Genomic DNA, 22531 nt, shown 5'->3' with positions numbered 1-22531 from the left:
TATGAATTTGAATATCCGCAATGAGCAACCTGAAGACATCAAACCCATATCAGCACTGACTGCTGCGGCATTTGAGCAGGAGCCACATTCCAGCCACACCGAGCATTTAATTGTCGATGCACTACGCCAAGCCGGGCAATTAACAGTTTCGCTGGTTGCAGTGGAGAATGATGAAATCGTTGGGCACGTCGCCATTTCCCCTGTCACCGTGTCTTCCTGTGCTGCGGGTTGGTATGGGCTAGGGCCAATATCCGTGGTGCCTGACCGCCAGGGTCAGGGTATTGGTTCATCCCTGATGAAAGCCGCTCTTGCCGAGCTACAAGGCAAAGGGGCATGCGGCTGCGTCGTACTGGGCGATCCGGGCTACTACGGTCGCTTTGGCTTCAAACCTTACGCTGGTTTGGAGCTACCTGGAGTTCCTCAAGAGTACTTCCAAACGCTGTCTTTTGGCGGTGATTTGCCAACAGGCACTGTGCGATATCATGAGTCTTTTGACGTGGTGGGGTGAGTCCTGAGCGCTGTCACGTTCATCCTGACAGCGTTTGGCTAACCTCGCGGGCTTTGCCGATGGCGATCACAACGCTTCGAGTGAATTACAGCCGCTCGTAGCAAGCCGCACGGGGCAATTTTAACTTCCTCTTTTGGCCGGTTGCGTTCTTTCACGAAAGCTGGCTGAGGCCACTTGCTAGCTTTCGCTAAAAAGCAATTACCCAACTGACTGGATCGTTGCTCAAGGCTTTCTTTTGCAATGTAATCCGGGCGCTCCGTATCCCCAAGTGATTGTAGTTTCGCCCTGATGTTCCCAAAGCGTTTCATTGCGTCCAAGGTACTTTGCGCCACTGCCACTTGGCTGCTGGTACATGAGCGATAAGCTGTCGCCACGCTCGGCGATTAATGTTGGTGGATCGGTTTTGAAAAACATGACAGCAACCTCACTGGCAGGATTGCCATCGCATTCGTAATAGACAGGGCCGGTTTGCGCTACCAATCGGTACCGTGCTTGCAACTCGGCGATGCGGCGCTGGTACTCCATGCGCAAGCATGCAACAACGTCATCACTTTTCCAGCAGTCGTCACGACCCTTTATCCACCCACGTTGTTCTGCTTTAAGCCGGGGTGGATGCTCGTTGACAGCCTTGACGCTCGCGCTGGCATACACTTGCGACAGATTGCGATCAAGCGCGGATAATTCCTTGTCCTCACATATCATCGCGTCGATAGCGCCAGGCTTAACCTTGGCGCAATCGTAAGAGGGGCCAAGGGTCACATTGACTGTCGACGATTTCCCCTGACCGTCACCGGTCGCCTGAACCCCATTGATATGCTGATCAATGTATGTGCACCACTGATCGGAGCTTCGCTCAGGGACATTCGCCCCATCGCGAACCCCTAATTTGAATTCAATCACCGACTTCCATTCATCGGAGCCTATATCCGGCCCATGCCCTTGCCCGTCAGTGGTATGCAGTATCTTATCGATCGATTGATACCATGGGTAAGTGCATATCGATTGAGCCTGAGCAACGCCTGTGGCGCTAACCAACAACAAAACCAGATATTTGCTCATGGGTGGTTCCTTTAGATTAAGCCGTTGCCAAACACCAACTAAAACCTGACTCATCCCCGGCGTCCGGTTAATCATATCCGATTTAGCGGAGGTTCTAAGGCAGTTGTTGACCGGCATGTCCCTGCTGCGGAGTGTCGATAGCAATACTTATCGAGCGACCGCTATTGGCCGATTCTGTTGAAAAAAGTATTCATCTGAGATTTTGGCAGAACGCTCAGGACTCGGATTTCACGTAGCAGCGTTCACAAGAGGTGTTTTTACACATCAACATTCGAACGTTTTGGGCAAACTGACCTTTTCAACAGAATTGGCCGAAAACATATTACCCGGACCATAAGGCAAGCGGCACCAGCCACCCTCACAGGGCTCCAATGCAAGAAATAATGAATCGCCCCTCACTCACAATAGCGTTTCTCGATTGCCCAATGGCTGACCCTGCCTGGCCCAGCTTTTCAGGTTTCGCGGCATTCGGTTATGGATTAGCCTCTTTGCCCAGCGTGAACATGGGATAGGGCATTGCCTCATTATCATGGGTTCTGAACACGCCTCATCATGGAGATATCATCATTTATGGAAAATATACTGGTTTCCAAGACAGCGGTTGTCACCGGCGCGGCTCAAGGCATCGGCGCCGCCATTGCAAGGCTCTTTGTACAAGAAGGTTGCTTCGTTTACGTCACTGACATTAACGACGACCTTGGTAATGCGGTTGCAAGCTCGTTGGGTAGTAGCGCCTGCTTTCTGCGTCTGGATGTGCGGCGTGAAGAGGATTGGCAACGATTGGCCACGCAGATTTCAAATCAAGGCCGCAATTGGAATATCCTCGTGAATAACGCGGGCATCACCGGATTCGAGAGCGGTGCTGAGCGGCATGACCCGGAACATGCAAGGCTGGAAGATTGGCGTTCCGTGCATCAAACCAACCTCGACGGAGTATTCCTCGGATGCAAATACGCCATTCGCTCCATGCGCCAGTCAGGAGCCGGTTCCATCATCAACATTTCCTCTCGTTCCGGCCTGGTTGGCATTCCAGGGGCCGCAGCGTATGCGTCGTCCAAAGCTGCCGTTCGCAATCACACTAAAACGGTGGCGCTTTACTGCGCCGAACAAGGACTGAGCGTTCGATGCAACTCGATTCATCCGGCGGCCATCCTTACTCCCATGTGGGAACCCATGCTAGGTAGCGATGCCGGTCGCGAAGAACGAATGGCTGCGCTGGTTCGAGACACTCCGCTCAGGCGATTCGGTATGCCTGAAGAAGTGGCCTCTCTGGCCTTGTTGCTCGCGTCGGATAACGCTACGTACATTACGGGCAGTGAGTTCAATATTGATGGTGGTCTGTTGGCTGGGACGGCTGCGACTCCGGCAGTCCTGGACGACAGCGAAACCTAGCGCGTTAAGATCGCGCCTGCGAAAGACAGTTTTTGACCGATAACTGCCTATCTTTAACGGCAGCTTTCGGCCAAAAGAAGACGTTCGCAAAGCCGTAGAAGTGCGCTTGCTAAATCCTTACACTTGAAGCCGACTACAACAGCGCCCCCGACACTCTCCGAGCAGTTGTTGATACGAACTGTGCTTAATTGATCCTTCTTGAGGTGGTGAACATGCAAAAATTATGGAGGCGCTACTCGCAATTACTCGACAAGGATCTCAATGCCAAGATCTTCGACAATTTCAAAAATATGGTTCTGTGCGCGCTTCTGTTTGCAGCGGGTACGAACGCTTTGCACAGTGATCACAAGCTTTTTATGAGTATCACTGCCACTAACCTGGCTGGGTGGGGAGTGATCACCATCTCTGGATTACTGATGCTCCTGAACGTCAGTGATGGCATTCGCCGTCTAGCCCAACTCCGCTATCACCTCGTCTTTCAGCTTTTGATAGTCCTCATCTATATATTAATTTCCGCACGGGTTGTGGAGATGGTCTGGAGCTTCCGCGCGTAACGGATGGAACTTTCCTGGTCCTGAGACTTGAAGTGACGCACGCCTCTGCGAGAATGGCCGATTAAATCAACGGTTCCCCTCGTAACATCAAGAGCCAGAGTACATTCAACTCCGCCCCAGTCGCCCGAAGCATGGGAGCTGTCAGATACCTAGGAATCGAGGTCGATTAAGCCTTTGAAATGGCGACAAAGTCGGACGGCTGATTTTTTTCCCTGCGACACTATCGTAAGAGTCCTGAACAATGTCCGCTTTTGGCCAATAGCGGCCCTTCGTCACAAACCTGCTACAGGTTTCAAGTCTACTAACCTAAAACAACCCTCCCAAAGCCTCCGGCTCCCAATTCATAACAATCAGTTCCGCGTGGTGCAGAACCATTTAGAAGAATTCGTGCGTCAATTTAAATGGGCTCTCAACTCACGGCAGATATTCGAGCGGCAAAAAATGCCCCGCCCCACTTCACCGCATCGAACTTCACGCCAACACCTTGAGCGCGCTGTCGTACAGCGCCTGACGACCCGCCGCGCCTTTTTGACCGCCGTTGATGCGGCGGCTGATGGTGTCGAACTGACCCGCATCAGCCAAGGTTTTGAGCCCCCTGCTCGCCCAAAACCACGCCGCTGACATGCACGCGTGCTGCGGCTTTTCTAGCAGCTCGGGCTGGTTGATCAGATCAAGGGCCAGCGCTTCGCCGCATCTGATGTAGTTGGTGCGGCCGGTGATTTGGATCAGACCACGGCCGCGATACTTCTGCCCGTCGCCGTCCGCCTCGGGCGTATTGCCCAAGCGCTTGGCCAGTGAGCCAGTGTCGTATTTGCTCAGGTACTGATCGCTGCCCAATTCGCGCACGTAGCGAAACTGGCCGGACTCGTGGCCGATCTGTGCGATAAAGGCGGCGATGCGTTTTGTGCCGACGATCTGGAAGCGGGCCATCGCGGTGTTTAGCACAGGAACAAAAACGCCGGCTGTTTGGCCGGCGTTGGGTGAACACCTGCTCCACCGAGTCCACCAGGTACTCGCCATCGAGCCCGACCTTGAAGCCTTGGGCATTGATGGTCCGTTCATCAAACAAATCAGTTCGCCCGGGCATTTCCAGACGCACTCCGGCGGTCGAGCGATTGAACGCGGCCAGCCGCGCTTTGGCGGCCTGTTCGCCGGCGGATTTGTTGGGATAGATGTGGCGGTCGGTGTGTACCGGCGGCAGACCATCCGGGGCTTCGTCGTTGTCCAAGGTGACGATGGCCAACTTGCCGGTTTTCTTGTCCTGGTGCTTGGTGCTGACCGCCTTGTGCGCGCTGCGATCACCCAGCCGGAACTGCCAGAGGCTGACGTCGCTACGTGTCAGGGTGATGGTGCCCAGCGCTGTACCACTCGCGCTTTGTCCTCCTTCGCGCTGCATCACCAGCAGATGGCCGTCCGCCACTTTGGCGGTGCCGCTATAGCCGAGGAACACTTCGATGCTGGCTCCACGGCTGGGTAATGATACGGCGCTATCACGGTCATCGATGCGCAGTTCAAAGTCGTCTGACTCCATGCCGGGTTTGTCAGTGGTTCGCAGTAAAAGCAGGCGGTCGTTGATCAGCGTGGTGATGTCAGCACCGTCTGCGACGATACGAAAGATGGGGGTCATAGGCAAATTCCGGATAATAAAAAGCCCACGCTGAGGTGGGCTGTAGATGTGTATGCTTCATGTGTTAAATACGAGCATTTAGGGAAATTTAAATCCTAGCCTTCGGTTAGATTTATGATCATTTTAGTAAGCCAGACTTTCCAATCATTGCCAGCAACACGATGCTTATCATCAAAACAATAATACCCCACTGCATGACAACCAACTTTCGCTTGAGCATTATCGGAAAATTTTTCAAATCCTCAGGGCATAACTCGCCTCTTTTTAGATAAGAGCTTGGAAACGTTAGAACCCCTGAAATGCCGCCAATCAGCAGAAGCCTCCCCCATGGCCCACCGTGCTTAAGCGGGGAGCGCACCATGATTGCAGTACAGTTTTTCAAACATCCCAGTATCAAGTCTATTTGGGTGTAAGCCGTATGCAAGACAATAGCCAAGCATATGAGCAAACTAACGATAACGATGACACCCAAATACCCGACTATTAATTCGGCAGAGTTCATTTCGCGCTCTCGTAAATAACTTCACCACCTATTTCTCCAACCATCCCTCCAGCAAAACCACCGAGAAAAGATCCAGCCCCAACGACGACGATCCCACACACCAAGCCACCAACCCCACCAGTCGCGACTGTAAGCCCAGCACAAAGACCTCCACCAATAGCTCCTGACAGTAAATATCCTCCCCCCGCGCCACCCGCAACAGTGCCTAAAAATCCACCCGATTCAGTAAATCTGATCTTCCTGCACTTCTCTGTTTTTCCTGCCGAGCAAACATTCTGGACCTTCACGTATGAGGCTCCACCACCAATGCCTGTTCCAATCCAACCACCATATTTAAGATACTTGGCCGCTTTGGACACGCCCTCAATATGCGTTGCATACCCAGGAATATGATCTGCCCCCCCTGCTGCCGTCCAGCGATGAATCAAGCTACGACTGGATATACCCAGGGCGCTTTTCAAATTCGGATGATCAGGGAAGCCAATACTTTTTCGGGTAAGCGCTGTGAGATGGGAATCAAGCTGGGTTAAAAGGCGTTTACGCTCAGCAAAAAAATCAGGCGAGTTTAAATTCCCATTGGCCTCAAATGTTCTGACATGCAGCGCTTCGATATATTTAAATAAGTGCTTTATGTCATCCAGGTGCTTGGCAAACATCGCTTCACCGACCCCGATAGAAGTTGACCCATAGCCTGTGAACGTTTGAATTTCATTCCGATGCTGAACCATGAAGTCAGCTTCTTCAGGCGTCATCTCTTTAATAACGGCATTAGCCTTGGCCGCAACTTGCATCAGCATCGCTTCTTCACGCGTGCATTGCAGGTTATTCGGGTCGCTCAATACGATCATCGTACCGGCGTTGATCTTGCCAAGATTTGGATTCAGCGCATCGAACTTGCTCATCACGGTGGGGTTTTGTACCGAAAATAAAGCCGCTTTTAACTTTTCGCCCGTGGTGCTTTTAGGGACGACATAGAAGCCAGGCTCTTGCGGTTGCGGTTTGAAAATAGGTTCAGCTTCCGGCAACGGCGGTTTTTCCTGCTCAACAGGCATATGGAAACTGCCCGTCCAACCGCGTCCTGTGATGTGGGAATACTCGTTGAATGTGTCTTGGCTCAGCGGACTGAAGGGATCGTCTTTAACCAATAAAATGTCGCCCGCTTCTACGGCGTCTACGATTTCTTCATGGGTTAATTGTCGGCCGTAAGTTTCGATATCAAACAGGCTTAGCGTGGGGAAAGGCGTACATAAAGCGTCTTCGACTTCAAATTTGGCAAAGAAAGGGGCTTCGATCTCACTGAGACGAACCCCAAGTTCTTCTCGGTCGTCTGCATAAATCAGGCGCATGTGCATGTCGTATTTTCCTTAATCACCAGGGCCGATTAAGCAGCGGCCCGTTCCAAGTCAATCCATTGAAGTGCGCGGACTGTATCGGCCAGTTCGGCCAAGGGTCAATAAGACCTTTCCCATGATGACGGAAGTCCTATCTCTTTTGTTCGTCGATGAAGCACTAGAAATTCAAGCCCACAACATCACCACCTCATCACTCGGCACCGGCAAATCCGGCAAGTGAATAACCAGCCCCGCCCGAAACGGCTGCACCTCATCGGCCAGCCCTTGATTGGCATCGAGCACGGCCTCGACCGTGCCGTTGAGGTGGCCGTAATAGTTCTGGCAGAGGGTGTCGAGCACGTCGCCGCTAGCTGTTCTGCAGGTCGTCGCCATAGCGCACAAACTCCAAGGTAAAACCCTGTTTACGCGGGATGCCGCCTTGCAGCAGGGCGCTTTGTTCTTCTTCGATGTTTTTCAAAGACCAGTTGCCCAGTACCTCGCCATAGCCGGTGGTCAGGCACAGCAGTTGGAGCTGGGCGCCGATGCTGGGCAGGGTGTCGCGTTATTTGATGCCGCCTTTGTACCCGCCAAAAATCGCGCCCGTGAGGGTGATGCGTTCTTCGCCCATGCCCACCGCTTGTTGCGCCGGGCGGCGGCTCAGTCGCACTTGCGAGGCCCAGCGGTATTCGCTGGAGCGCTTGAGTTCGTCGAACGCGGCGGTGTCCAGGTTGAAGTAGAACGGTGTCGATCCGGGCTTGAGCGGTTGCATGATCAGCAAATGCGGGAACGGCTTTACCGCTTCGGCGGCCGGAGTCGCGTCTGCACCCAGCGCGCCGGTGGGCACGATGCTGGCCGCCTGCTCTTTGAGCACGCCGAGGCGCTCCTCGATCTGCGAGGCTGCGCGGGTGGCTTTGTTGTAGGTGGCCACCACCGCGCCGACCTTGACCTGTGCGGCGTTAACACCGCGCATCAGACGTTGCACCTTGGCCCCGACCGCAGGGCCCATGAACGGCAAGTCGCTCAGTTCGGCGGCGGCGCCGCAGATTTCACCACCGGGGAACAGTGAAAAAATGAACACTTCTAGAAAAAACAAGATTTTACTAAATACAACAATACTCATAAAGTCATGATCAGGCCCGAGTGTAGCTCGTGGTAGGGGATTCATGCTCAACCCTGAAGAGGCGACACCACTTCTAATAACAAGTAAATATATGATCAAAAATACACATGAAATTAAAATCCGCCTATCCACTCCAACCAATAATGACAACACCAAGAAGAATGGGGTTATTGAATACACCCTCAAAATGGCACCTCCAACTTAATATTTAAACACCCGAACCCCTTAGCAGACTTAATTGATATATATATCGTACATATACTTCAAAATATTCAGGACAGAGACATTTCGGGCTATGGCGTGATATTAGTAGCACAGAATCTAACAAGTAACACAAAACTTCCGGACACAGATCTACATGCGCAAGACTGGTCAGTTTGCTATCCGCGAATGAGTGGCCTTCAAACAGTTTCTCCAGCACACCGAAGGCAACCTAGAGCTCTCAGGATTTCTTTAGCACTGCCTCGTCGTACTCAACGCGGGCCTTGATCGCTATATCGTCCGCCTGCAGATATGGAAGGCTAACAACAGATGCCCCGATTTTCCGGCCGTACCATTTGTCAGGGGTGTAAACAGCGCCAAAGACACTGCCGCCAGGGTGATAAAACTCGCTTTGAGAGAACCCGGCATTCGACACACGGGTGTGCTGAATGGTCTTGATAAGGCTGGCGGTCAATGTAGCCGACAATTTCAGCGTCAACTACGGCCTTCATGTCACGAGCTACTTGTTCAGACATTTTCTGCGCCTCAGAACGAAATAGCCCACGAGTTGGCGAGTCTTGGAATAGATCGGCCCCGATAACACACCCGGCTTGGCGCTACGGGTGTGGCAGGGCCGAAAACGAAAAGGCCCCGGCCAATGCCGAGGCTTGAAGTTAGAAATTTACAGATGTTGCCCCCAGTAACAACCCAGCATCCACGTACATTTGCTGGAGCCGTTCGCGGCGACCCACTGGGTCTACGGCTAGACCGGTAAAAGTCCAGTCGCTGATAGGAACTACTCGCGATATGTCTTAAAATAGCCGGTTGCCGAAGAACCGTCATGACCATGAAGGGCTTCCATCCTTAAACAAATAAGTGTGATTAAGATGAACAAGCCTTTCATTTCTCTGTGCCCTGAAATTACTCGTGCACACGCGCTGAAGCTGATGGATTGGTTGGAGGATGAACGCGTCACCTGCTATCTGAGCGATTCGCGTCATGTCTCCCGCTCCATCGAGCAAGCTATTGATCGTACTCAATTGCCGATCCTTACCCATCTATTCAACAGGGGCGGTCGATTCTTCATGGCCTATGACCGGCATGACGCTCCGGTAGGCTTTGTCCGTCTAATCAAGACCGACTCAAATTGCGAGATAGTTCTGGTCATCGGAGACAGCGACAAATGGGGCCGAAACCTTGGCGCCCGCACGATCCGCGAGGGTATGAAGCTGGCCTTTCTCGACATGCGGGCAAAGAAGCTCATTGCCAAGATCCACCCGGACAACGCGCGCTCGCTGAAAGCCTTTCTGCGCAGCGGCTTTGTACTTGAGAGCGACACGCCGACATTAAAGTCATTCTCGATGACGGTAGGGCGCTATCTCCAGCTATTGCGAGAAGGCACCGTTGGCGATTCTACGAGGATCTACATCACTGAAATTGACAAGGCCAGGCTCGAGAGTCTAATCGCGCTCGAGGAAGGCCCGGCCGTTGTTGAACTCGAACATGAACTTGAGCGAGCCATTGTCGTCAAGCCGCAGCAGGTGGCTAGCAATGTAGTTACGATGAACTCCAGGGCCTTGCTGCAGCTGGATGACGAAGAGATAGAAGTGGCCTTGGTCTATCCTGAAGACGCGGACACCAACGCAGGTAAGCACTCCGTACATTCCGACATCGGCGCGGCCATCTTGGGCTATCAGGAGGGTGACGCCATCGACTGGAAGATATCTGATCGAACCCGTCGGATTGAGATCAGGAAAGTACTTTATCAGCCGGAGGCTGCGGGCGATTTCCACCTATGATTTCGCGTACTGCTAAGTGTTCGCCCATCTAGCCCAAAGCCATAACCCTCAAAAAAAGAACGCCGAGCGCTGCGACTGTGCTACTTCGCTCGGCGTCTCAGGCGCCGCACACCGGATGTAGAACGCCTTTGATTGCGCAGTCGGGTGAACGAGTTGTTCACCCAAGGCCGGAGTGCTCCAGGTAGCCGTAGCATCATGGCCATGATGCAGGACGACGGCGAGCAGATCGGGCGATTCAAGGTGCGCAGCCTGATGCGCGAACTGGCGTTGGTCAGCAAACAACCTGGATCGCATGCTTACAAAAAGGCGACAGTCGAGCGGCCCGACATTCCTGATATTTTGAACCGCAAGTTTGAAGTGCCCGCTCCTGACCACGTCTGGTGTGGCGATCTCACTTACATCTGGGCTCAAGGGAAATGGCAGTATCTGGCGGTTGTGTTAGGTCTTTTTACACGCCGTATTGTGGGTTGGACATTGTCGGGGAAGTCGGATGCCGCATGACGGTCCAACAAGCTCAGCGGGATATCAGCCATTTTTTGATGCACCGGTACAACAGAATTCGACCGCACCAATTTAATGGTGGGCTGCCATCGGCTCAGGGCGAGAAAAAACTTAACCTCGTGTCCGGGATCAGTTGATCCACTACAGATCGAGGAAGATCATGAACTCCAGCAAGATATTGATGACTTGCTTGTGATCAAACGAGCATCACCCGAGAGGGGCTTATCTCCCCAGATTGCACCCATTCAACGATTCGTTGAGCGTGAACTGCAGCGTCTCGAAAGCATCAAACCAATTCGTAGTGACCGAAAACAAATAGAGCCCCTATTATCAGACCTGTTTCGCTCAGTGTTGAAAGAAACGTGGGATGAAAACCAAAAACTGAACCAGCCAGATCAACACCGAAGGCACCGCATGCCCGCCCCCATTGCTCGCCCCGATCTTATTTATGAATACCCGGCGCACTTGCGCGCTCAGGTCGAGGCGGCCCCGCGAGCACCCGGGGTGTATTTCTTTTATGCTGAAGGCGACGTGATACCGCTCTATATTGGCAAAAGCATCGATATTCGCAGTCGACTGCTTTCTCACCTGCGCACTTCCGCAGAAGCCAGGATGTTGCTCCAGGCACAACGGATCGAGTACCGGCAAACCGCAGGCGAAATCGGCGCCCTACTGCTTGAATCGCGGCTGATCAAAGAGCTGCAACCCCTGAAGAACAAGCGACTTCGTCGGCAGCAGCGTCTGTGCTCGCTACGAATTCGCGACGGGGTGCTGGAGATCATCGACACGACAGAAATTAGCCACGGGACCCAGTTGTACGGACTTTTCCGTAACCGGCGCATGGCCACCCAAGCGCTGATGTTGATTGCGGACGAGCACCGCCTCTGCCATTCCCTGCTGGGCCTTGAAAAAACAATGGGCCGAGGCTGCTTCAGGGCTCAAATAGGTAAGTGCGCCGGAGCCTGCAAAGGCGAAGAAAGCAATGAGGCGCATACCAAGCGCTTGTTGAATGCTTTAGAGCGCTGGGCCGTGCATCACTGGCCCTACCCTGGCGCAATCGCATTGCACGAGCGGCATGGAGAATTCGAGGAGTACCACGTTGTGGAGAGCTGGCGTTACATAGGGACCTATGCCAGCGAAACTGAGGCCAGACTGGCACCCAGGCTGGCGGGGCAAGCATTCGATGCCGATTGTTACAAGATCCTGGTACGCCCCGTACTGCTTGAAAGCACGACCATCATCTTGCTGACGTAGCGGATTGGACTGCCCCCGCCGCCATAGACAATTTCCAGCCTCATAATGAGGCGCTTTCAAAGGCCTCAGGGCTGACGCCGCCCAGATGGCTGTGACGACGTGTTCGGTTATAAAACACTTCAATGTAATCGAACACATCGGCCCGGGCCATATCCCGGGTTTTGTAGATCCGTTTGCGGATGCGTTCTTTTTTCAGGCTGCTGAAAAAGGACTCGGCCACGGCATTGTCCCAGCAGTTACCCCGGCGACTCATACTGGGCTCCAGCTGGTTGGCCAGGCAGAACCGCTTCCAGTCATCGCTGCCATATTGACTGCCTTGGTCGGAGTGGACGAGCACTCGGTGCTTGGGTTTGCGGCGCCAAACCGCCATCAGCAAGGCATCCAACGCCAACTCCTTAGCTAGCGTCGGTTTCATTGACCAGCCAACTACTTTGCGCGCATAGAGATCCAGCACGACAGCCAAGTACAACCAACCCTGCCACGTCCGGATGTAGGTGATATCGGTCACCCAAACCTTGTTGGGGGCGTCAACCGTAAACGCCCGGTTGAGGCGATTGGGGGCGATGATCGAGGGCCGGCCTTTAATCGGGCGTGGGGCTTTATAGCCCCTTAGAGCTTTGATTTTATGCGCGCGCATTAACCTGGCCACACGGTGCTTGCCGCAGGTTTCACCTGCCTCCCGCAAGTCTGCAAACACCCGCCGGGCACCATAGACGCCACGGCTGGCAGCATAAGAATCGCGAATCAGCCCTAACAACCGAGCATTATCATATTCGCGGGCAGAGACCGGCTTGTGCAGCCATTGATAGAACCCGGCACGAGCAACTTGTAAGACCCGGCACAGCGTGGTGATCGCGTACTGATGACGGTGCTCGTTGATAAAGCGGTATTTCACTCGGGCTCCCTGGCAAAGTACCGCGCTGCTTTTTTTAAGATGTCGCGCTCTTCTTCCAGCCGTCGCATTTGGGCTCGCAACCGCAAAATTTCGCTCTTGGCTTCGAGTAGTTCGCTGGCCTGTTTTTCGGTCTTATCAGGCGTCACAGCCTTGACCCATTTGTAGAGACTGTGGGTTGATACACCGAGGCGTTCGGCTATATCTGCAACAGAATATCCGCGCTCGATGACTTGCCTGACGGCTTCTGCCTTGAATTCCGGCGTGAATCGTTGGGTGCTCATAGACTTCCTCCTATGCTCAAAGCATAGGCTGGAGATGTCTATGATGCAGGGGGCAGTCCAATCTGGTTGGCTGAGCTATATGACCATACGGAGTGGGACGGGACGGAAAGCAACACATCCCTACCCTCACACTGCTGCTAATGTGGCCATTAGTGAAGGAAAACCAGCAGATGCGGAAAAGGTTGCTCAGTTCGACTTCAAGGACATTCGCCCGAAAGCTGCCTCAGAAATAACTGATATTGCTGATGCGAGCCTACTGCTAGGACACTCAAAACAGGAGATAACCAAGCGGGTTGGTCGGCGTGTCGGCGCCATCGCGAAACCCTCAAAATAAAATAGTTTCGGAACACTTCACTTTCCAGCAGCCAATAAAAAACCCCGTAGACGGTAATCTACGGGGTTTTCAATATGGAGGCCGAGGCCGGAATCGAACCGGCGTGGGCGGATTTGCAATCCGCTGCATAACCATTTTGCTACTCGGCCATTTGCAGCTGATATCTCAGAAAAACATCAGAAACAAAAGGAAATTTAATCATGCTTTAGGCTGCAAGCATTTGATTCTTCAGCAGTTCAGGCTGTGCCTCGTGCTGATGGCGCGCATTATGTACCAGAACACGGATGCTGGCAACCCCCTGAATTCTAATAATTTTTAGGGGCTACCCTATGGCTGGGAATGATTTGCGGCCGGTTATCCCTCTCCAACGTTAAAAAGGCGCGGCCGTCATGTTTGAGGATTCGACTTTCAAGGTTTTAACTAAGGGGTGATGCCCCTCTCTCTCAAATAAAAGCACTTTTAGCCATATTGGAAACTCCTACAGAACGCATCATTTCTGCCCTCGAGCATTGAGGATCCGGCTGACTTCAACGTTCGGGCCACTCCAGTAAAGTCTCGCCGCCGTTAACGAACGGACTGACGCATTTATTGGAGCTTCAAGATGAAAAAAATATGGATGACTGCCGCAGTTGTAGCAGTAGCGTTGCTAACCAGTGGCTGCATGAGCCACAACGTAAGCCAACCAAATGCACCGATCGCTGGCAGTGTCACTGCCGATCTGAAAGCAAACATTGAGGTAGGTGGTGAAATTAAAGGCCAATCCTCTTCGAACATCCTGTTTGGTGTGTTGAAGATCAGTGGGGACAGTGAGTTCGCAGACGGGGTGACCTATGGTGGTCAGGCTTCAGCCTTCAGCTTGCCAGATCCCGTATCGGCCATTAAGGCCGCTGCCGCTTACAAAGCCGTCAAAGATTCAGGCGCGGATTTGATCGTAGCCCCCCGCTACGCGGTCTCTGTTGAGGATTACTTCATCTTCAAGACAGTGAATGTCACTGTGACCGGCAATAAAGGTACGATCAAAAGCATCCGTTAAGCCGTAACTCAGTCTGCCTGCTGTCAAGAGGCTGCTTGAGCTGATTCCCCAGTCAGTACATACCCGGTCGTGACAGGTTAACCTAATGGCCTGTAACCACTGCGAGCGGTCACACTGGAGCAGTTGGGCTGGACGGGGTGCAAGCCCCGTCATCTGCACCTATATGACAACATTGCGTACAAAGCGCACCACGCAATCACTTTCATTGCGATAAACGTGAGGCTGGTTGCTGGCGTACATATAAAACTCGCCCGCATTGAAGCGTAAGGCCTGGTCGTTGATGATCAAGGTCAAGCATCCCTCAAAGACATATAGCTGCTCACTCCAACCTTCAGCATCCGCTTCCGAAAAGTACGCTTCTCCCGGCTCCAGGCGCCACTCCCATAACTCCACTTCCCTGGTTGCAGAGGCCTTTGCCAGCAAGACGGCCTTGCTGGCCGCGATAGCCCCGGTCCATGCAACTTCATTAATGCGACTTGGGTCTGGAGAACCCGGCGCCTGAATCAAGTCGCTGAAAGCCACATTCAGGGCTTCAGCCACTCGATCCAGAGTGCTGAGGCTGACATTTTTCTCGCCCGCCTCTATGGCAACCAGCATGCGCCGACTCACGCCGGACAAGTCGGAAAGCGCGCTTTGGCTAAGCTGCGCGAGCAATCTCAGGCGTCGAACGTTTTGACTGACGTGCTGGAGAACCGAAGCACGCTGTGAATTTTCTTTGGGCACTATATTGCTCACTTCATGGGACTGCGCAGTATACTGCTCAGCGTTGGCGCATTGTGCGTCGCCCTCCCCGTAACGTGCAAGGTCGTGACATCTTTGAAAGCTTTTAGTCTGCAACCTTTAACTTCACGCCTCAGCAAAGCTGAATGCGTGCTGATCCTGATTACCATGGTTTGGGGGGTAACCTTTTTACTGGTGCAAAACGCCCTGACGGCCAGCGGCCCCCTGTTTTTTGTAGGGCTGCGCTTTGCAGCGGCAGCCCTCATGGTTGCGCTTTTTTCATTGCGCAGTTTGCGCGGCATAACACTGTTCGAACTCAAGGCAGGAATGTTTATCGGCGTGGCGATCATGCTCGGTTATGGCCTGCAAACGATTGGTTTACAAAGCATCCCAAGTAGTCAGTCGGCCTTTATTACCGCGCTTTATGTCCCTTTTGTACCGCTGCTGCAATGGTTAGTGCTGGGGCGTCGCCCGGGCCTGATGCCAAGCTTGGGGATCATGTTGGCATTTGCAGGGTTGATGCTGCTGTCTGGGCCCAGCGGCGCGTCGCTAAACTTTAGCTGCGGGGAGATCGCCACATTAATCAGTGCTGTCGCCATAGCGGCCGAGATTATTCTGATCAGTGCTTACGCCGGTAAAGTCGATGTCCGACGCGTAACAGTGGTGCAATTAAGCACAGCCTCCATTCTGGCGTTCATCCTGACCGTTCCGACTCAAGAAGCCGTTCCGGATTTTTCGTGGCTATTGTTAATCAGTGCTGTGGGCCTCGGTGCCGCCAGCGCCGTGATACAGGTTGCAATGAATTGGGCGCAAAAGAGCGTTTCTCCGACACGCGCTACCCTCATTTATGCAGGCGAGCCGGTGTGGGCCGGTATCGCCGGACGTCTTGCCGGTGAGCGATTGCCCGGTATTGCATTGCTTGGCGCAGTATTGATTGTTGCAGCAGTGATCGTGAGTGAGTTAAAAACAAAGGGTAAAGCAATCGAGGAACCCGATGAGAAGCAAGGCGATAAAGCCTGCGACTGATTCCAGTTCTCTGACACACAACGTAAATACTCATACTCGGGAGCGCTCATACAAGGATGAAGTTGGGCAAACCCTTCAACGGTTTGTACACATTTTGTAGGATTGAGCCGCAGCATGGCTGTTGGTGATCCCCTGCTCGCCACGTATGATCGCTCACAAACTCCTGCAGATTAGAAGCCTATGTCCCTGATAGTTCTACTGCTTCTGCCCTTTATCGGCAGCTGTCTGGCGGCTGTTTTGCCGCACAACGCGCGTAACAGTGAATCACTGTTGGCCGGTCTGATTGCACTCGTTGGCACCATTCAAGTCGCGATGCTCTATCCGCAAATCGCCCACGGGGGCGTGATACGTGAAGAGTTCATGTGGCTGCCCAGTCTCGGCTTGAACTTTGTTCTGCGTCTGGACGGGTTTGCCTGGCTGTTCTCGATTTTAGTGCTGGGCATCGGCACACTGGTGTCGCTGTATGCCCGCTACTACATGTCCCCCGAAGACCCTGTACCGCGCTTTTTCGCGTTTTTCCTGGCGTTCATGGGCGCGATGCTCGGTCTAGTGTTGTCAGGCAACCTGATTCAAATCGTGTTCTTTTGGGAACTCACCAGCCTCTTTTCATTCTTGCTGATTGGTTACTGGCACCATCGCTCAGATGCTCGACGCGGCGCCTACATGGCGTTGATGGTCACCGGCGCGGGGGGACTGTGCCTGCTGGCAGGCGTCATGCTGCTCGGCCATGTCGTCGGCAGCTATGATCTGGATGCTGTGCTGGCAGCGGGCGATCAAATTCGCGCCCATAGCCTTTATCCAATCCTGCTCACACTCATACTGATCGGCGCCCTCAGCAAAAGCGCACAATTTCCGTTTCATTTCTGGCTGCCTCACGCAATGGCGGCACCCACCCCCGTTTCGGCTTACCTGCATTCGGCAACCATGGTCAAGGCGGGGGTTTTTCTGCTGGCAAGGCTGTGGCCTTCGCTCTCGGGCAGTGAACAATGGTTCTGGATCGTCAGTGGTGCGGGGGCCTGCACCTTGGTATTAGGTGCTTATTGCGCCATGTTCCAAAACGATCTCAAAGGTCTGCTCGCCTACTCGACCATCAGCCATTTGGGCCTGATCACCTTGCTGCTGGGCCTGAACAGTCCATTGGCCGCTGTCGCTGCTGTCTTCCATATCCTCAATCACGCCACCTTCAAAGCATCATTGTTCATGGCCGCGGGCATCATCGACCACGAAAGCGGCACGCGAGACATTCGCAAGCTCAGTGGCCTGTTCAAGCTGATGCCGTATACGGCGACGCTGGCCATGGTCGCCAGCGCCTCGATGGCGGGTGTCCCCCTGCTCAACGGTTTTCTGTCCAAAGAAATGTTCTTCGCCGAAACCGTGTTCATCAACTCCACAAAATGGGTTGAAATCGCACTGCCTGTCATCGCGACCGTTGCCGGTACGTTCAGCGTGGCCTATGCCTTGCGCTTTACGGTCGATGTGTTCTTCGGCCCACCCGCGACTGACCTGCCGCACACACCGCATGAGCCGCCGCGCTGGATGCGCGCCCCGGTAGAGCTGCTGGTATTCACCTGCTTGATGGTCGGCATCTTCCCGGCGCAAACCGTAGGCCCGCTGCTTGCTGCCGCCGCGCAACCCGTCGTGGGTGGCGAACTGCCCGAGTACAGCCTGGCCATCTGGCATGGCCTCAATGCTCCAATGATCATGAGCCTGATTGCCATGTCGGGGGGCATCCTGCTCTACGTGCTGCTGCGCAAACAGCTCAAACTCGATCGTTTTGCCCTTCCGCCGTTGATTCGCTACTTCAGTGGCAAGCGTTTCTTCGAGCGCAGCCTGGTCGTCATCATGCGCGGGGCACGGCGTATGGAGCGTCGCCTCAGCACCCAACGCCTGCAAAGCCAGCTGTTCCTCTTGGTATTGGCGGCCGTGATTGCCGGTTTAATCCCACTGATCTACAGCGGCCTGAGCTGGGGCGACCGCCCCAAAATCCCGGGTTCAATCGTGTTTGTCACCCTGTGGTTGATGGCCATTGCCTGTGCACTGGGCGCCGCCTGGCAAGCCAAGTATCACCGTCTTGCGGCCCTGACCATGGTCAGCGTCTGTGGTCTGGTGACGTGCGTGACCTTCGTATGGTTCTCGGCGCCCGACCTGGCCCTGACCCAACTGGTGGTCGAAGTCGTGACGACTGTCCTGATTTTGCTTGGTTTACGCTGGTTGCCACGCCGGATCGAAGAAGTCTCGCCACTGCCCAGTTCATTGCGTAAGGCGCGCATTCGTCGCCTGCGTGACTTGCTGCTGTCTGCCGTTGTGGGTGGCGGCATGGCCCTGCTGTCTTACGCGATGCTGACCCGCCAGACCCCTAACGACATTTCCTCGTTCTACCTCAGTCGCGCCCTGCCTGAAGGCGGAGGAAGCAATGTGGTGAATGTGATGCTGGTGGACTTCCGGGGCTTTGACACCCTGGGAGAGATCACCGTTCTGGTTGCCGTTGCCCTGACTGTGTTCGCCTTACTGCGCCGCTTCCGCCCTCCCAAAGAGAGCATGGAGCTGCCCGCCCAGCAGCGTCTGCTGGCCAAAGACGTGGTCACCGACCTGGTGAACCCGCGCAGCGCCAGTGACACTGCGCTGGGCTTCATGATGGTGCCTGCGGTGCTGGTGCGCTTGTTGCTGCCCATCGCGTTCGTGGTGTCGATGTACTTGTTCATGCGTGGGCACAACCAACCGGGCGGCGGTTTCGTCGCCGGGCTGGTGATGTCGGTGGCGTTTATCCTGCAATACATGGTTGCCGGTACGCAGTGGGTTGAAGCTCAGATGAGTCTGCGACCGCTGCGCTGGATGGGTACAGGCTTGTTGTTCGCCACCGTCACCGGCTTGGGGGCGATCGGTTTTGGCTACCCGTTCCTGACGACTCACACCGCGCACTTCAGCTTGCCGGTGTTGGGTGATATCCACGTGGCCAGTGCATTGTTCTTTGATATCGGCGTCTACGCCGTTGTGGTGGGCGCTACGTTGCTGATTCTCACTGCGCTCGCTCACCAGTCAGTACGGGCGCACCGTCCAAGCCAGCAAGCCGCTGCACAATCCAAGACAGGAGCCGCTTGATGGAAGAAGTCATTGCTATTGCTATCGGGGTGCTCGCGGCCTCTGGCACCTGGCTGGTGCTACGCCCTCGTACCTTTCAGGTGGTCATGGGCCTGTGCCTGCTGTCTTACGGGGTCAACCTGTTCATTTTCAGCATGGGCAGCCTGTTCATCGGCAAAGAACCGGTGATCAAGGACGGCGTCCCGCAAGACTTGCTCAACTACACCGACCCATTGCCTCAGGCACTGGTGCTCACTGCAATCGTTATCAGCTTTGCCATGACCGCGCTGTTTCTGGTGGTCTTGCTGGCTTCGCGGGGCCTGACCGGTACCGACCACGTGGATGGCCGGGAGCCTAAAGAATGAACCTGATGCCGCATCTGATTATTGCGCCCATCCTGCTACCGCTGCTCACCGCCGCGTGCATGTTGCTACTGGGTGAAAAGCACCGCCCCATGAAGGCCCGAATCAACCTGGTGTCGACCCTGATTGGCTTGGCCATCTCTGTGACCTTGTTGCTCTGGACCCAGCAACAAAGCGCACCGGCTTCGATTGGCGTCTATTTACCGAGTAACTGGCAGGTGCCGTTTGGCATTGTGCTGGTGGTCGATCGCCTGTCCGCCTTGATGCTGGTTCTGACGGGGGTGATCGCCAGTTGCGCGCTGCTGTTTGCGATGGCGCGATGGGACCGGGCCGGTGCCAGTTTCCATGCCCTGTTCCAGATCCAGTTGATGGGGTTATACGGTGCGTTTCTGACCGCAGACCTGTTCAATCTCTTCGTTTTCTTTGAAGTGTTGCTGGCCGCCTCTTACGGGCTGATGCTGCATGGCTCGGGCAAGGCCCGCGTGTCTGCGGGTTTGCATTACATCTCGATCAACCTGCTGGCTTCCTCTTTGTTCCTCATTGGCGCGGCCTTGATATACGGCGTCACCGGCACGCTGAACATGGCCGATCTGGCGCTGAAAATCCCGCTGGTGCCTGAAGCCGACCGTGGTTTGCTGCACGCCGGAGCGGCCATTTTGGCCGTCGCCTTTTTAGCCAAGGCCGGCATGTGGCCGTTGAATTTCTGGCTGGTCCCGGCTTACTCCTCTGCAAGTGCGCCAGTCGCTGCGCTGTTTGCCATCATGACCAAAGTCGGCATCTATACCGTTCTGCGCCTCTGGACCCTGCTGTTTTCAGGTCAAGCGGGCGCTTCGGCGTACTTTGCCAGTGACTGGCTGATCTACGGCGGCATGGCCACCATTGTGTGTGCCGCCATCGCCATTCTGGCCGCACAACGACTCGAACGCATGGCCAGCTTGAGCATTCTGGTCTCTGCCGGGATTCTGCTGTCGGCGGTGGGCTTTGCACAGCCCAACCTCACGGCCGCTGCCCTGTTTTACCTGGTCAGCTCCACCCTGGCCCTCAGTGCCCTGTTCCTCTTGGCTGAACTGATCGAACGTTCACGTTCTTCAAATGAAATGCTCCTTGAAGATGACGTCGGGCAACTGCCCAGTTTGATGGAATCGCTCAACCCGCCGCGTGGCACCAACCTGGACGATGAACAAAAAGCCGTGGTGGGGCAAATCATTCCCTGGACCATGGCCTTCCTCGGCTTGAGCTTCATTGCCTGCGCGCTACTGATTATCGGCATGCCGCCACTGTCCGGGTTCATTGGCAAACTGAGCCTGCTCAACGCACTGCTCAACCCGATGGGACTGGGCAATGCCAGTGACGCACCTGTTTCTACCGCCGCGTGGTGCCTGCTGGCACTGTTGATTCTTTCCGGGCTGGCGTCGCTGATTGGCTTCTCGCGCCTGGGCATTCAGCGCTTCTGGACACCCCTTGAGCGGCCATCCCCTTTGTTGCGCCGCTATGAGTGCATTCCTATCGTGGTGCTGCTGGGGCTGTGCGTCGTGCTGACCTTCAAGGCTGAACCCCTGTTGCGCTATACCCAGGCCGCGGCAGACACGCTGAATAACCCCGAGCGCTATGTCATGGCGGTCATGGGTTCACGCCCTGTGCTCAGTCCTGAATCGAAAGCGGCCATGCAAGAGGTGCAACCATGAAGCGCCTGTTCCCTGCGCCGTGGCTGTCACTGGCATTGTGGTTACTGTGGTTACTGCTGAACTTGTCCTTAAGCGCGGGCAATCTACTGCTGGGCGCGGCCCTGGGGTTTCTGGCGCCGCTGATGATGGCTCCGCTGCGCCCGCTGCCGATCCGCATCCGGCGCCCCGGCGTGATCATCAAACTGTTCTTTGTGGTGGGGCGTGACGTTATCGTCTCTAACATCGCGGTTGCGTGGGGCGTCTTGAATGCGGGCAAAAGACCACCGCGATCCCGGTTTATCAAAATCCCGCTGGACCTGCGTGACGCCAACGGCCTGGCAGCCTTGTCGATGATTACCACCGTCGTACCGGGCACCATTTGGTCGGAACTGGCACTGGACCGCAGTATCCTGCTGTTGCACGTGTTCGATCTGGACGATGAAGCGCACTTCATTGAGCACTTCAAGTCCACCTACGAGCGCCCACTGATGGAGATCTTTGAATGAGTGCCCTGCTCTCCAATGCCATTTTGCTGAGCCTGTTCATCTTCAGCCTGGCCATGGTCCTGACACTGATCCGGCTGTTCAAAGGCCCCTCAGCACAAGATCGAGTCCTTGCACTGGACTACCTGTACATCGTGGCCATGTTGATGATGCTGGTGCTAGGCATTCGCTATGCCAGTGACACGTACTTTGAAGGTGCACTGCTGATAGCGCTGTTTGGCTTTGTCGGATCGTTTGCGCTGGCCAAATTCCTGCTGCGCGGTGAGGTGATCGAATGAATTCAATCAGCGAGTTATCCCTGTGGATTGAAATACCGGTAGCGGTGTTGCTGGTGCTGAGCAGCCTGTTCGCCCTGTGCGGCGCCATCGGCTTGTTACGCCTCAAGGACTTCTTCCAGCGCATGCACCCGCCTGCGCTGGCATCCACCATCGGTGCCTGGGGCGTGGCACTGGCCTCGATCCTGTACTTCTCGGCGCTTAAATCCACACCGGTACTGCACGCCTGGCTGATCCCGATTTTGCTGTCCATCACCGTTCCGGTAACTACGTTGCTGCTCGCACGTACCTCGTTGTTCCGCAAACGCATGGCAGGCGAAAACGTACCGGCAGAAGTCAGCAGCGGTGGGCGCAGCGAAGGTGGCAGTTAAACGCTTACCCACATTCTTGTAGCCGTTGCCCAATGCATCGCCAGATTGCGCAGTAATCACCAACCTGAACGCTGCGCAGTATCGGATGTAGCGGGCGGCATGGTTTTACGACCACCCAGCCGCCGGGTACAGCCTTCGGCA

22 protein-coding genes, 1 tRNA gene and 6 pseudogenes are annotated in these 22531 nt (G+C 54.7%); 17 read left to right on the top strand and 12 right to left on the bottom strand.

Features of this window, described 5'->3' with window-relative positions; translation table 11 throughout:
• Window position 1: 1 nt before the first annotated feature.
• On the top strand, window positions 2-508 hold the full coding sequence (locus AP059_RS22755) for a GNAT family N-acetyltransferase (protein ID WP_256209856.1): 507 nt from the start codon (window positions 2-4) through the stop codon (window positions 506-508).
• Between the two features lie 222 nt (window positions 509-730).
• On the opposite strand, the gene AP059_RS13160 is transcribed toward AP059_RS22755, so the two are convergent.
• On the bottom strand, window positions 731-1567 hold the full coding sequence (locus AP059_RS13160) for an MliC family protein (RefSeq protein WP_059763236.1): 837 nt from the start codon (window positions 1565-1567) through the stop codon (window positions 731-733).
• Between the two features lie 570 nt (window positions 1568-2137).
• Between AP059_RS13160 and AP059_RS13155 the strand changes: the two genes are divergently transcribed.
• From AP059_RS13155 to AP059_RS22550, 3 genes and pseudogenes are all read left to right on the top strand, one after another.
• Window positions 2138-2959, top strand: a complete 822-nt coding sequence (locus tag AP059_RS13155; protein ID WP_059763237.1) for an SDR family oxidoreductase — start codon at window positions 2138-2140, stop codon at window positions 2957-2959.
• Between the two features lie 212 nt (window positions 2960-3171).
• Window positions 3172-3513: a hypothetical protein gene (locus tag AP059_RS13150; protein WP_059763238.1), complete on the top strand. Its 342-nt coding sequence runs from the start codon at window positions 3172-3174 to the stop codon at window positions 3511-3513.
• Between the two features lie 354 nt (window positions 3514-3867).
• Window positions 3868-3966 (top strand): annotated as a pseudogene (locus AP059_RS22550) (DNA adenine methylase); the annotation flags it as partial.
• Between the two features lie 18 nt (window positions 3967-3984).
• On the opposite strand, the gene AP059_RS13145 reads toward AP059_RS22550, so the two are convergent.
• The 6 genes and pseudogenes from AP059_RS13145 to AP059_RS13120 all read right to left on the bottom strand — a co-directional run bounded on the left by AP059_RS13145 (window position 3985) and on the right by AP059_RS13120 (window position 8069).
• On the bottom strand, window positions 3985-4533 hold the full coding sequence (locus tag AP059_RS13145) for a glycoside hydrolase family 19 protein (RefSeq protein ID WP_059763239.1): 549 nt from the start codon (window positions 4531-4533) through the stop codon (window positions 3985-3987).
• A pseudogene (locus AP059_RS22045) lies at window positions 4490-5140 on the bottom strand (phage late control D family protein); the annotation flags it as partial. The gene AP059_RS13145 and the pseudogene AP059_RS22045, both read right to left, overlap by 44 nt.
• Before the next feature lie 118 nt (window positions 5141-5258).
• Window positions 5259-5642: a hypothetical protein gene (locus AP059_RS13135; protein WP_059763241.1), complete on the bottom strand. Its 384-nt coding sequence runs from the start codon at window positions 5640-5642 to the stop codon at window positions 5259-5261.
• Entirely contained in the window at window positions 5639-6994 is a 1356-nt protein-coding gene (locus tag AP059_RS13130) for a hypothetical protein (RefSeq protein ID WP_059763242.1), read from the bottom strand. Before AP059_RS13130 ends, AP059_RS13135 begins: the two co-directional genes overlap by 4 nt.
• 165 nt (window positions 6995-7159) lie before the next feature.
• Entirely contained in the window at window positions 7160-7366 is a 207-nt protein-coding gene (locus tag AP059_RS13125; protein ID WP_059763243.1) for a tail protein X, read from the bottom strand.
• A pseudogene (locus tag AP059_RS13120) lies at window positions 7341-8069 on the bottom strand (phage tail protein). Before AP059_RS13120 ends, AP059_RS13125 begins: the two are co-directional and overlap by 26 nt.
• A 67-nt stretch (window positions 8070-8136) precedes the next feature.
• Between AP059_RS13120 and AP059_RS22495 the strand changes: the two are divergent.
• Window positions 8137-8298, top strand: coding sequence for a hypothetical protein (locus tag AP059_RS22495; RefSeq protein WP_165599936.1), 162 nt, complete (start codon window positions 8137-8139; stop codon window positions 8296-8298).
• Between the two features lie 237 nt (window positions 8299-8535).
• On the opposite strand, the gene AP059_RS13115 is transcribed toward AP059_RS22495, so the two are convergent.
• Entirely contained in the window at window positions 8536-8793 is a 258-nt protein-coding gene (locus AP059_RS13115; RefSeq protein WP_059763244.1) for a hypothetical protein, read from the bottom strand.
• A gap of 388 nt (window positions 8794-9181) precedes the next feature.
• Between AP059_RS13115 and AP059_RS13110 the strand changes: the two genes are divergently transcribed.
• From AP059_RS13110 to AP059_RS13100, 3 genes and pseudogenes are all read left to right on the top strand, one after another.
• Window positions 9182-10093 carry a bifunctional GNAT family N-acetyltransferase/nucleoside diphosphate kinase regulator gene (locus AP059_RS13110; protein WP_059763389.1) on the top strand — a complete coding sequence of 304 codons (912 nt, stop codon included), beginning with the start codon at window positions 9182-9184 and terminating at the stop codon, window positions 10091-10093.
• Between the two features lie 72 nt (window positions 10094-10165).
• A pseudogene (locus AP059_RS13105) lies at window positions 10166-10731 on the top strand (DDE-type integrase/transposase/recombinase); the annotation flags it as partial.
• A gap of 49 nt (window positions 10732-10780) precedes the next feature.
• On the top strand, window positions 10781-11848 hold the full coding sequence (locus AP059_RS13100) for an endonuclease (RefSeq protein WP_371260630.1): 1068 nt from the start codon (window positions 10781-10783) through the stop codon (window positions 11846-11848).
• Window positions 11849-11888: 40 nt separating this feature from the next.
• On the opposite strand, the pseudogene AP059_RS13095 reads toward AP059_RS13100, so the two are convergent.
• Together AP059_RS13095 and AP059_RS22750 are read right to left on the bottom strand one after the other, a co-directional pair.
• Window positions 11889-12785, bottom strand: a pseudogene (locus AP059_RS13095) (IS3 family transposase); the annotation flags it as partial.
• A complete protein-coding gene (locus AP059_RS22750) occupies window positions 12740-13024 on the bottom strand; it encodes a transposase (RefSeq protein ID WP_048381728.1) in 285 nt (94 codons plus the stop codon). The gene AP059_RS22750 and the pseudogene AP059_RS13095, both read right to left, overlap by 46 nt.
• Window positions 13025-13196: 172 nt before the next feature.
• On the opposite strand from AP059_RS22750, the pseudogene AP059_RS22745 reads away from it, so the two are divergent.
• Window positions 13197-13358 (top strand): annotated as a pseudogene (locus AP059_RS22745) (integrase); the annotation flags it as partial.
• 75 nt (window positions 13359-13433) lie between these two features.
• Here AP059_RS22745 and AP059_RS13080 read toward each other — a convergent pair.
• A tRNA-Cys gene (locus AP059_RS13080) sits at window positions 13434-13507 on the bottom strand.
• A 452-nt stretch (window positions 13508-13959) separates the two neighbouring features.
• Here AP059_RS13080 and AP059_RS13075 point away from each other — a divergent pair.
• Window positions 13960-14391: a hypothetical protein gene (locus AP059_RS13075; RefSeq protein ID WP_059763247.1), complete on the top strand. Its 432-nt coding sequence runs from the start codon at window positions 13960-13962 to the stop codon at window positions 14389-14391.
• 159 nt (window positions 14392-14550) lie between these two features.
• Here AP059_RS13075 and AP059_RS13070 read toward each other — a convergent pair whose 3' ends face one another.
• Window positions 14551-15114 (bottom strand): helix-turn-helix domain-containing protein, encoded by a 564-nt coding sequence (locus AP059_RS13070; protein WP_059763248.1) that lies wholly within the window; start codon window positions 15112-15114, stop codon window positions 14551-14553.
• Between the two features lie 15 nt (window positions 15115-15129).
• On the opposite strand from AP059_RS13070, the gene AP059_RS13065 reads away from it, so the two are divergent.
• The 7 genes from AP059_RS13065 to AP059_RS13035 all read left to right on the top strand — a co-directional run bounded on the left by AP059_RS13065 (window position 15130) and on the right by AP059_RS13035 (window position 22390).
• Complete coding sequence (locus AP059_RS13065) at window positions 15130-16137, top strand: DMT family transporter (protein ID WP_082706791.1); 1008 nt, start codon at window positions 15130-15132, stop codon at window positions 16135-16137.
• A 180-nt stretch (window positions 16138-16317) separates the two neighbouring features.
• Window positions 16318-19236 carry a monovalent cation/H+ antiporter subunit A gene (locus AP059_RS13060; RefSeq protein ID WP_059763249.1) on the top strand — a complete coding sequence of 973 codons (2919 nt, stop codon included), beginning with the start codon at window positions 16318-16320 and terminating at the stop codon, window positions 19234-19236.
• Window positions 19236-19580, top strand: a complete 345-nt coding sequence (locus AP059_RS13055) for a Na+/H+ antiporter subunit C (protein ID WP_003446102.1) — start codon at window positions 19236-19238, stop codon at window positions 19578-19580. The genes AP059_RS13060 and AP059_RS13055 overlap by 1 nt, the downstream gene beginning before the upstream one ends.
• Window positions 19577-21262 (top strand): monovalent cation/H+ antiporter subunit D, encoded by a 1686-nt coding sequence (locus AP059_RS13050; protein WP_059763250.1) that lies wholly within the window; start codon window positions 19577-19579, stop codon window positions 21260-21262. Before AP059_RS13055 ends, AP059_RS13050 begins: the two co-directional genes overlap by 4 nt.
• Window positions 21259-21747, top strand: a complete 489-nt coding sequence (locus AP059_RS13045) for a Na+/H+ antiporter subunit E (protein WP_059763251.1) — start codon at window positions 21259-21261, stop codon at window positions 21745-21747. The genes AP059_RS13050 and AP059_RS13045 overlap by 4 nt, the downstream gene beginning before the upstream one ends.
• Window positions 21744-22022 carry a K+/H+ antiporter subunit F gene (locus AP059_RS13040; protein WP_047273660.1) on the top strand — a complete coding sequence of 93 codons (279 nt, stop codon included), beginning with the start codon at window positions 21744-21746 and terminating at the stop codon, window positions 22020-22022. The genes AP059_RS13045 and AP059_RS13040 overlap by 4 nt, the downstream gene beginning before the upstream one ends.
• Window positions 22019-22390 carry a Na+/H+ antiporter subunit G gene (locus AP059_RS13035; RefSeq protein ID WP_048364942.1) on the top strand — a complete coding sequence of 124 codons (372 nt, stop codon included), beginning with the start codon at window positions 22019-22021 and terminating at the stop codon, window positions 22388-22390. Before AP059_RS13040 ends, AP059_RS13035 begins: the two co-directional genes overlap by 4 nt.
• Window positions 22391-22531 lie beyond the last annotated feature (141 nt).

Origin of the sequence: Pseudomonas sp. TAA207 (genome assembly GCF_001529285.1) — a bacterium.
Classification (GTDB): domain Bacteria; phylum Pseudomonadota; class Gammaproteobacteria; order Pseudomonadales; family Pseudomonadaceae; genus Aquipseudomonas; species Aquipseudomonas weihenstephanensis.
The sequence above is the reverse complement of the archived record's forward strand: the minus strand, read 5'-3'. Positions and strand labels throughout refer to the sequence as shown.

Coding starts and splice junctions, on each gene's coding strand:
- AP059_RS13145 (WP_059763239.1), bottom strand. CDS start 4,533: ATGGCGAGTACCTGGTGGACTCGGTGGAGCAGGTGTTCACCCAACGCC.
- AP059_RS13150 (WP_059763238.1), top strand. CDS start 3,172: ATGCAAAAATTATGGAGGCGCTACTCGCAATTACTCGACAAGGATCTC.
- AP059_RS22750 (WP_048381728.1), bottom strand. CDS start 13,024: ATGAGCACCCAACGATTCACGCCGGAATTCAAGGCAGAAGCCGTCAGG.
- AP059_RS13035 (WP_048364942.1), top strand. CDS start 22,019: ATGAATTCAATCAGCGAGTTATCCCTGTGGATTGAAATACCGGTAGCG.
- AP059_RS13050 (WP_059763250.1), top strand. CDS start 19,577: ATGAACCTGATGCCGCATCTGATTATTGCGCCCATCCTGCTACCGCTG.
- AP059_RS13160 (WP_059763236.1), bottom strand. CDS start 1,567: ATGAGCAAATATCTGGTTTTGTTGTTGGTTAGCGCCACAGGCGTTGCT.
- AP059_RS13125 (WP_059763243.1), bottom strand. CDS start 7,366: ATGGCGACGACCTGCAGAACAGCTAGCGGCGACGTGCTCGACACCCTC.
- AP059_RS13075 (WP_059763247.1), top strand. CDS start 13,960: ATGAAAAAAATATGGATGACTGCCGCAGTTGTAGCAGTAGCGTTGCTA.
- AP059_RS22495 (WP_165599936.1), top strand. CDS start 8,137: ATGCTCAACCCTGAAGAGGCGACACCACTTCTAATAACAAGTAAATAT.
- AP059_RS13065 (WP_082706791.1), top strand. CDS start 15,130: ATGGGACTGCGCAGTATACTGCTCAGCGTTGGCGCATTGTGCGTCGCC.
- AP059_RS22755 (WP_256209856.1), top strand. CDS start 2: ATGAATTTGAATATCCGCAATGAGCAACCTGAAGACATCAAACCCATA.
- AP059_RS13110 (WP_059763389.1), top strand. CDS start 9,182: ATGAACAAGCCTTTCATTTCTCTGTGCCCTGAAATTACTCGTGCACAC.
- AP059_RS13040 (WP_047273660.1), top strand. CDS start 21,744: ATGAGTGCCCTGCTCTCCAATGCCATTTTGCTGAGCCTGTTCATCTTC.
- AP059_RS13135 (WP_059763241.1), bottom strand. CDS start 5,642: ATGAACTCTGCCGAATTAATAGTCGGGTATTTGGGTGTCATCGTTATC.
- AP059_RS13130 (WP_059763242.1), bottom strand. CDS start 6,994: ATGCACATGCGCCTGATTTATGCAGACGACCGAGAAGAACTTGGGGTT.
- AP059_RS13060 (WP_059763249.1), top strand. CDS start 16,318: ATGTCCCTGATAGTTCTACTGCTTCTGCCCTTTATCGGCAGCTGTCTG.
- AP059_RS13055 (WP_003446102.1), top strand. CDS start 19,236: ATGGAAGAAGTCATTGCTATTGCTATCGGGGTGCTCGCGGCCTCTGGC.
- AP059_RS13155 (WP_059763237.1), top strand. CDS start 2,138: ATGGAAAATATACTGGTTTCCAAGACAGCGGTTGTCACCGGCGCGGCT.
- AP059_RS13045 (WP_059763251.1), top strand. CDS start 21,259: ATGAAGCGCCTGTTCCCTGCGCCGTGGCTGTCACTGGCATTGTGGTTA.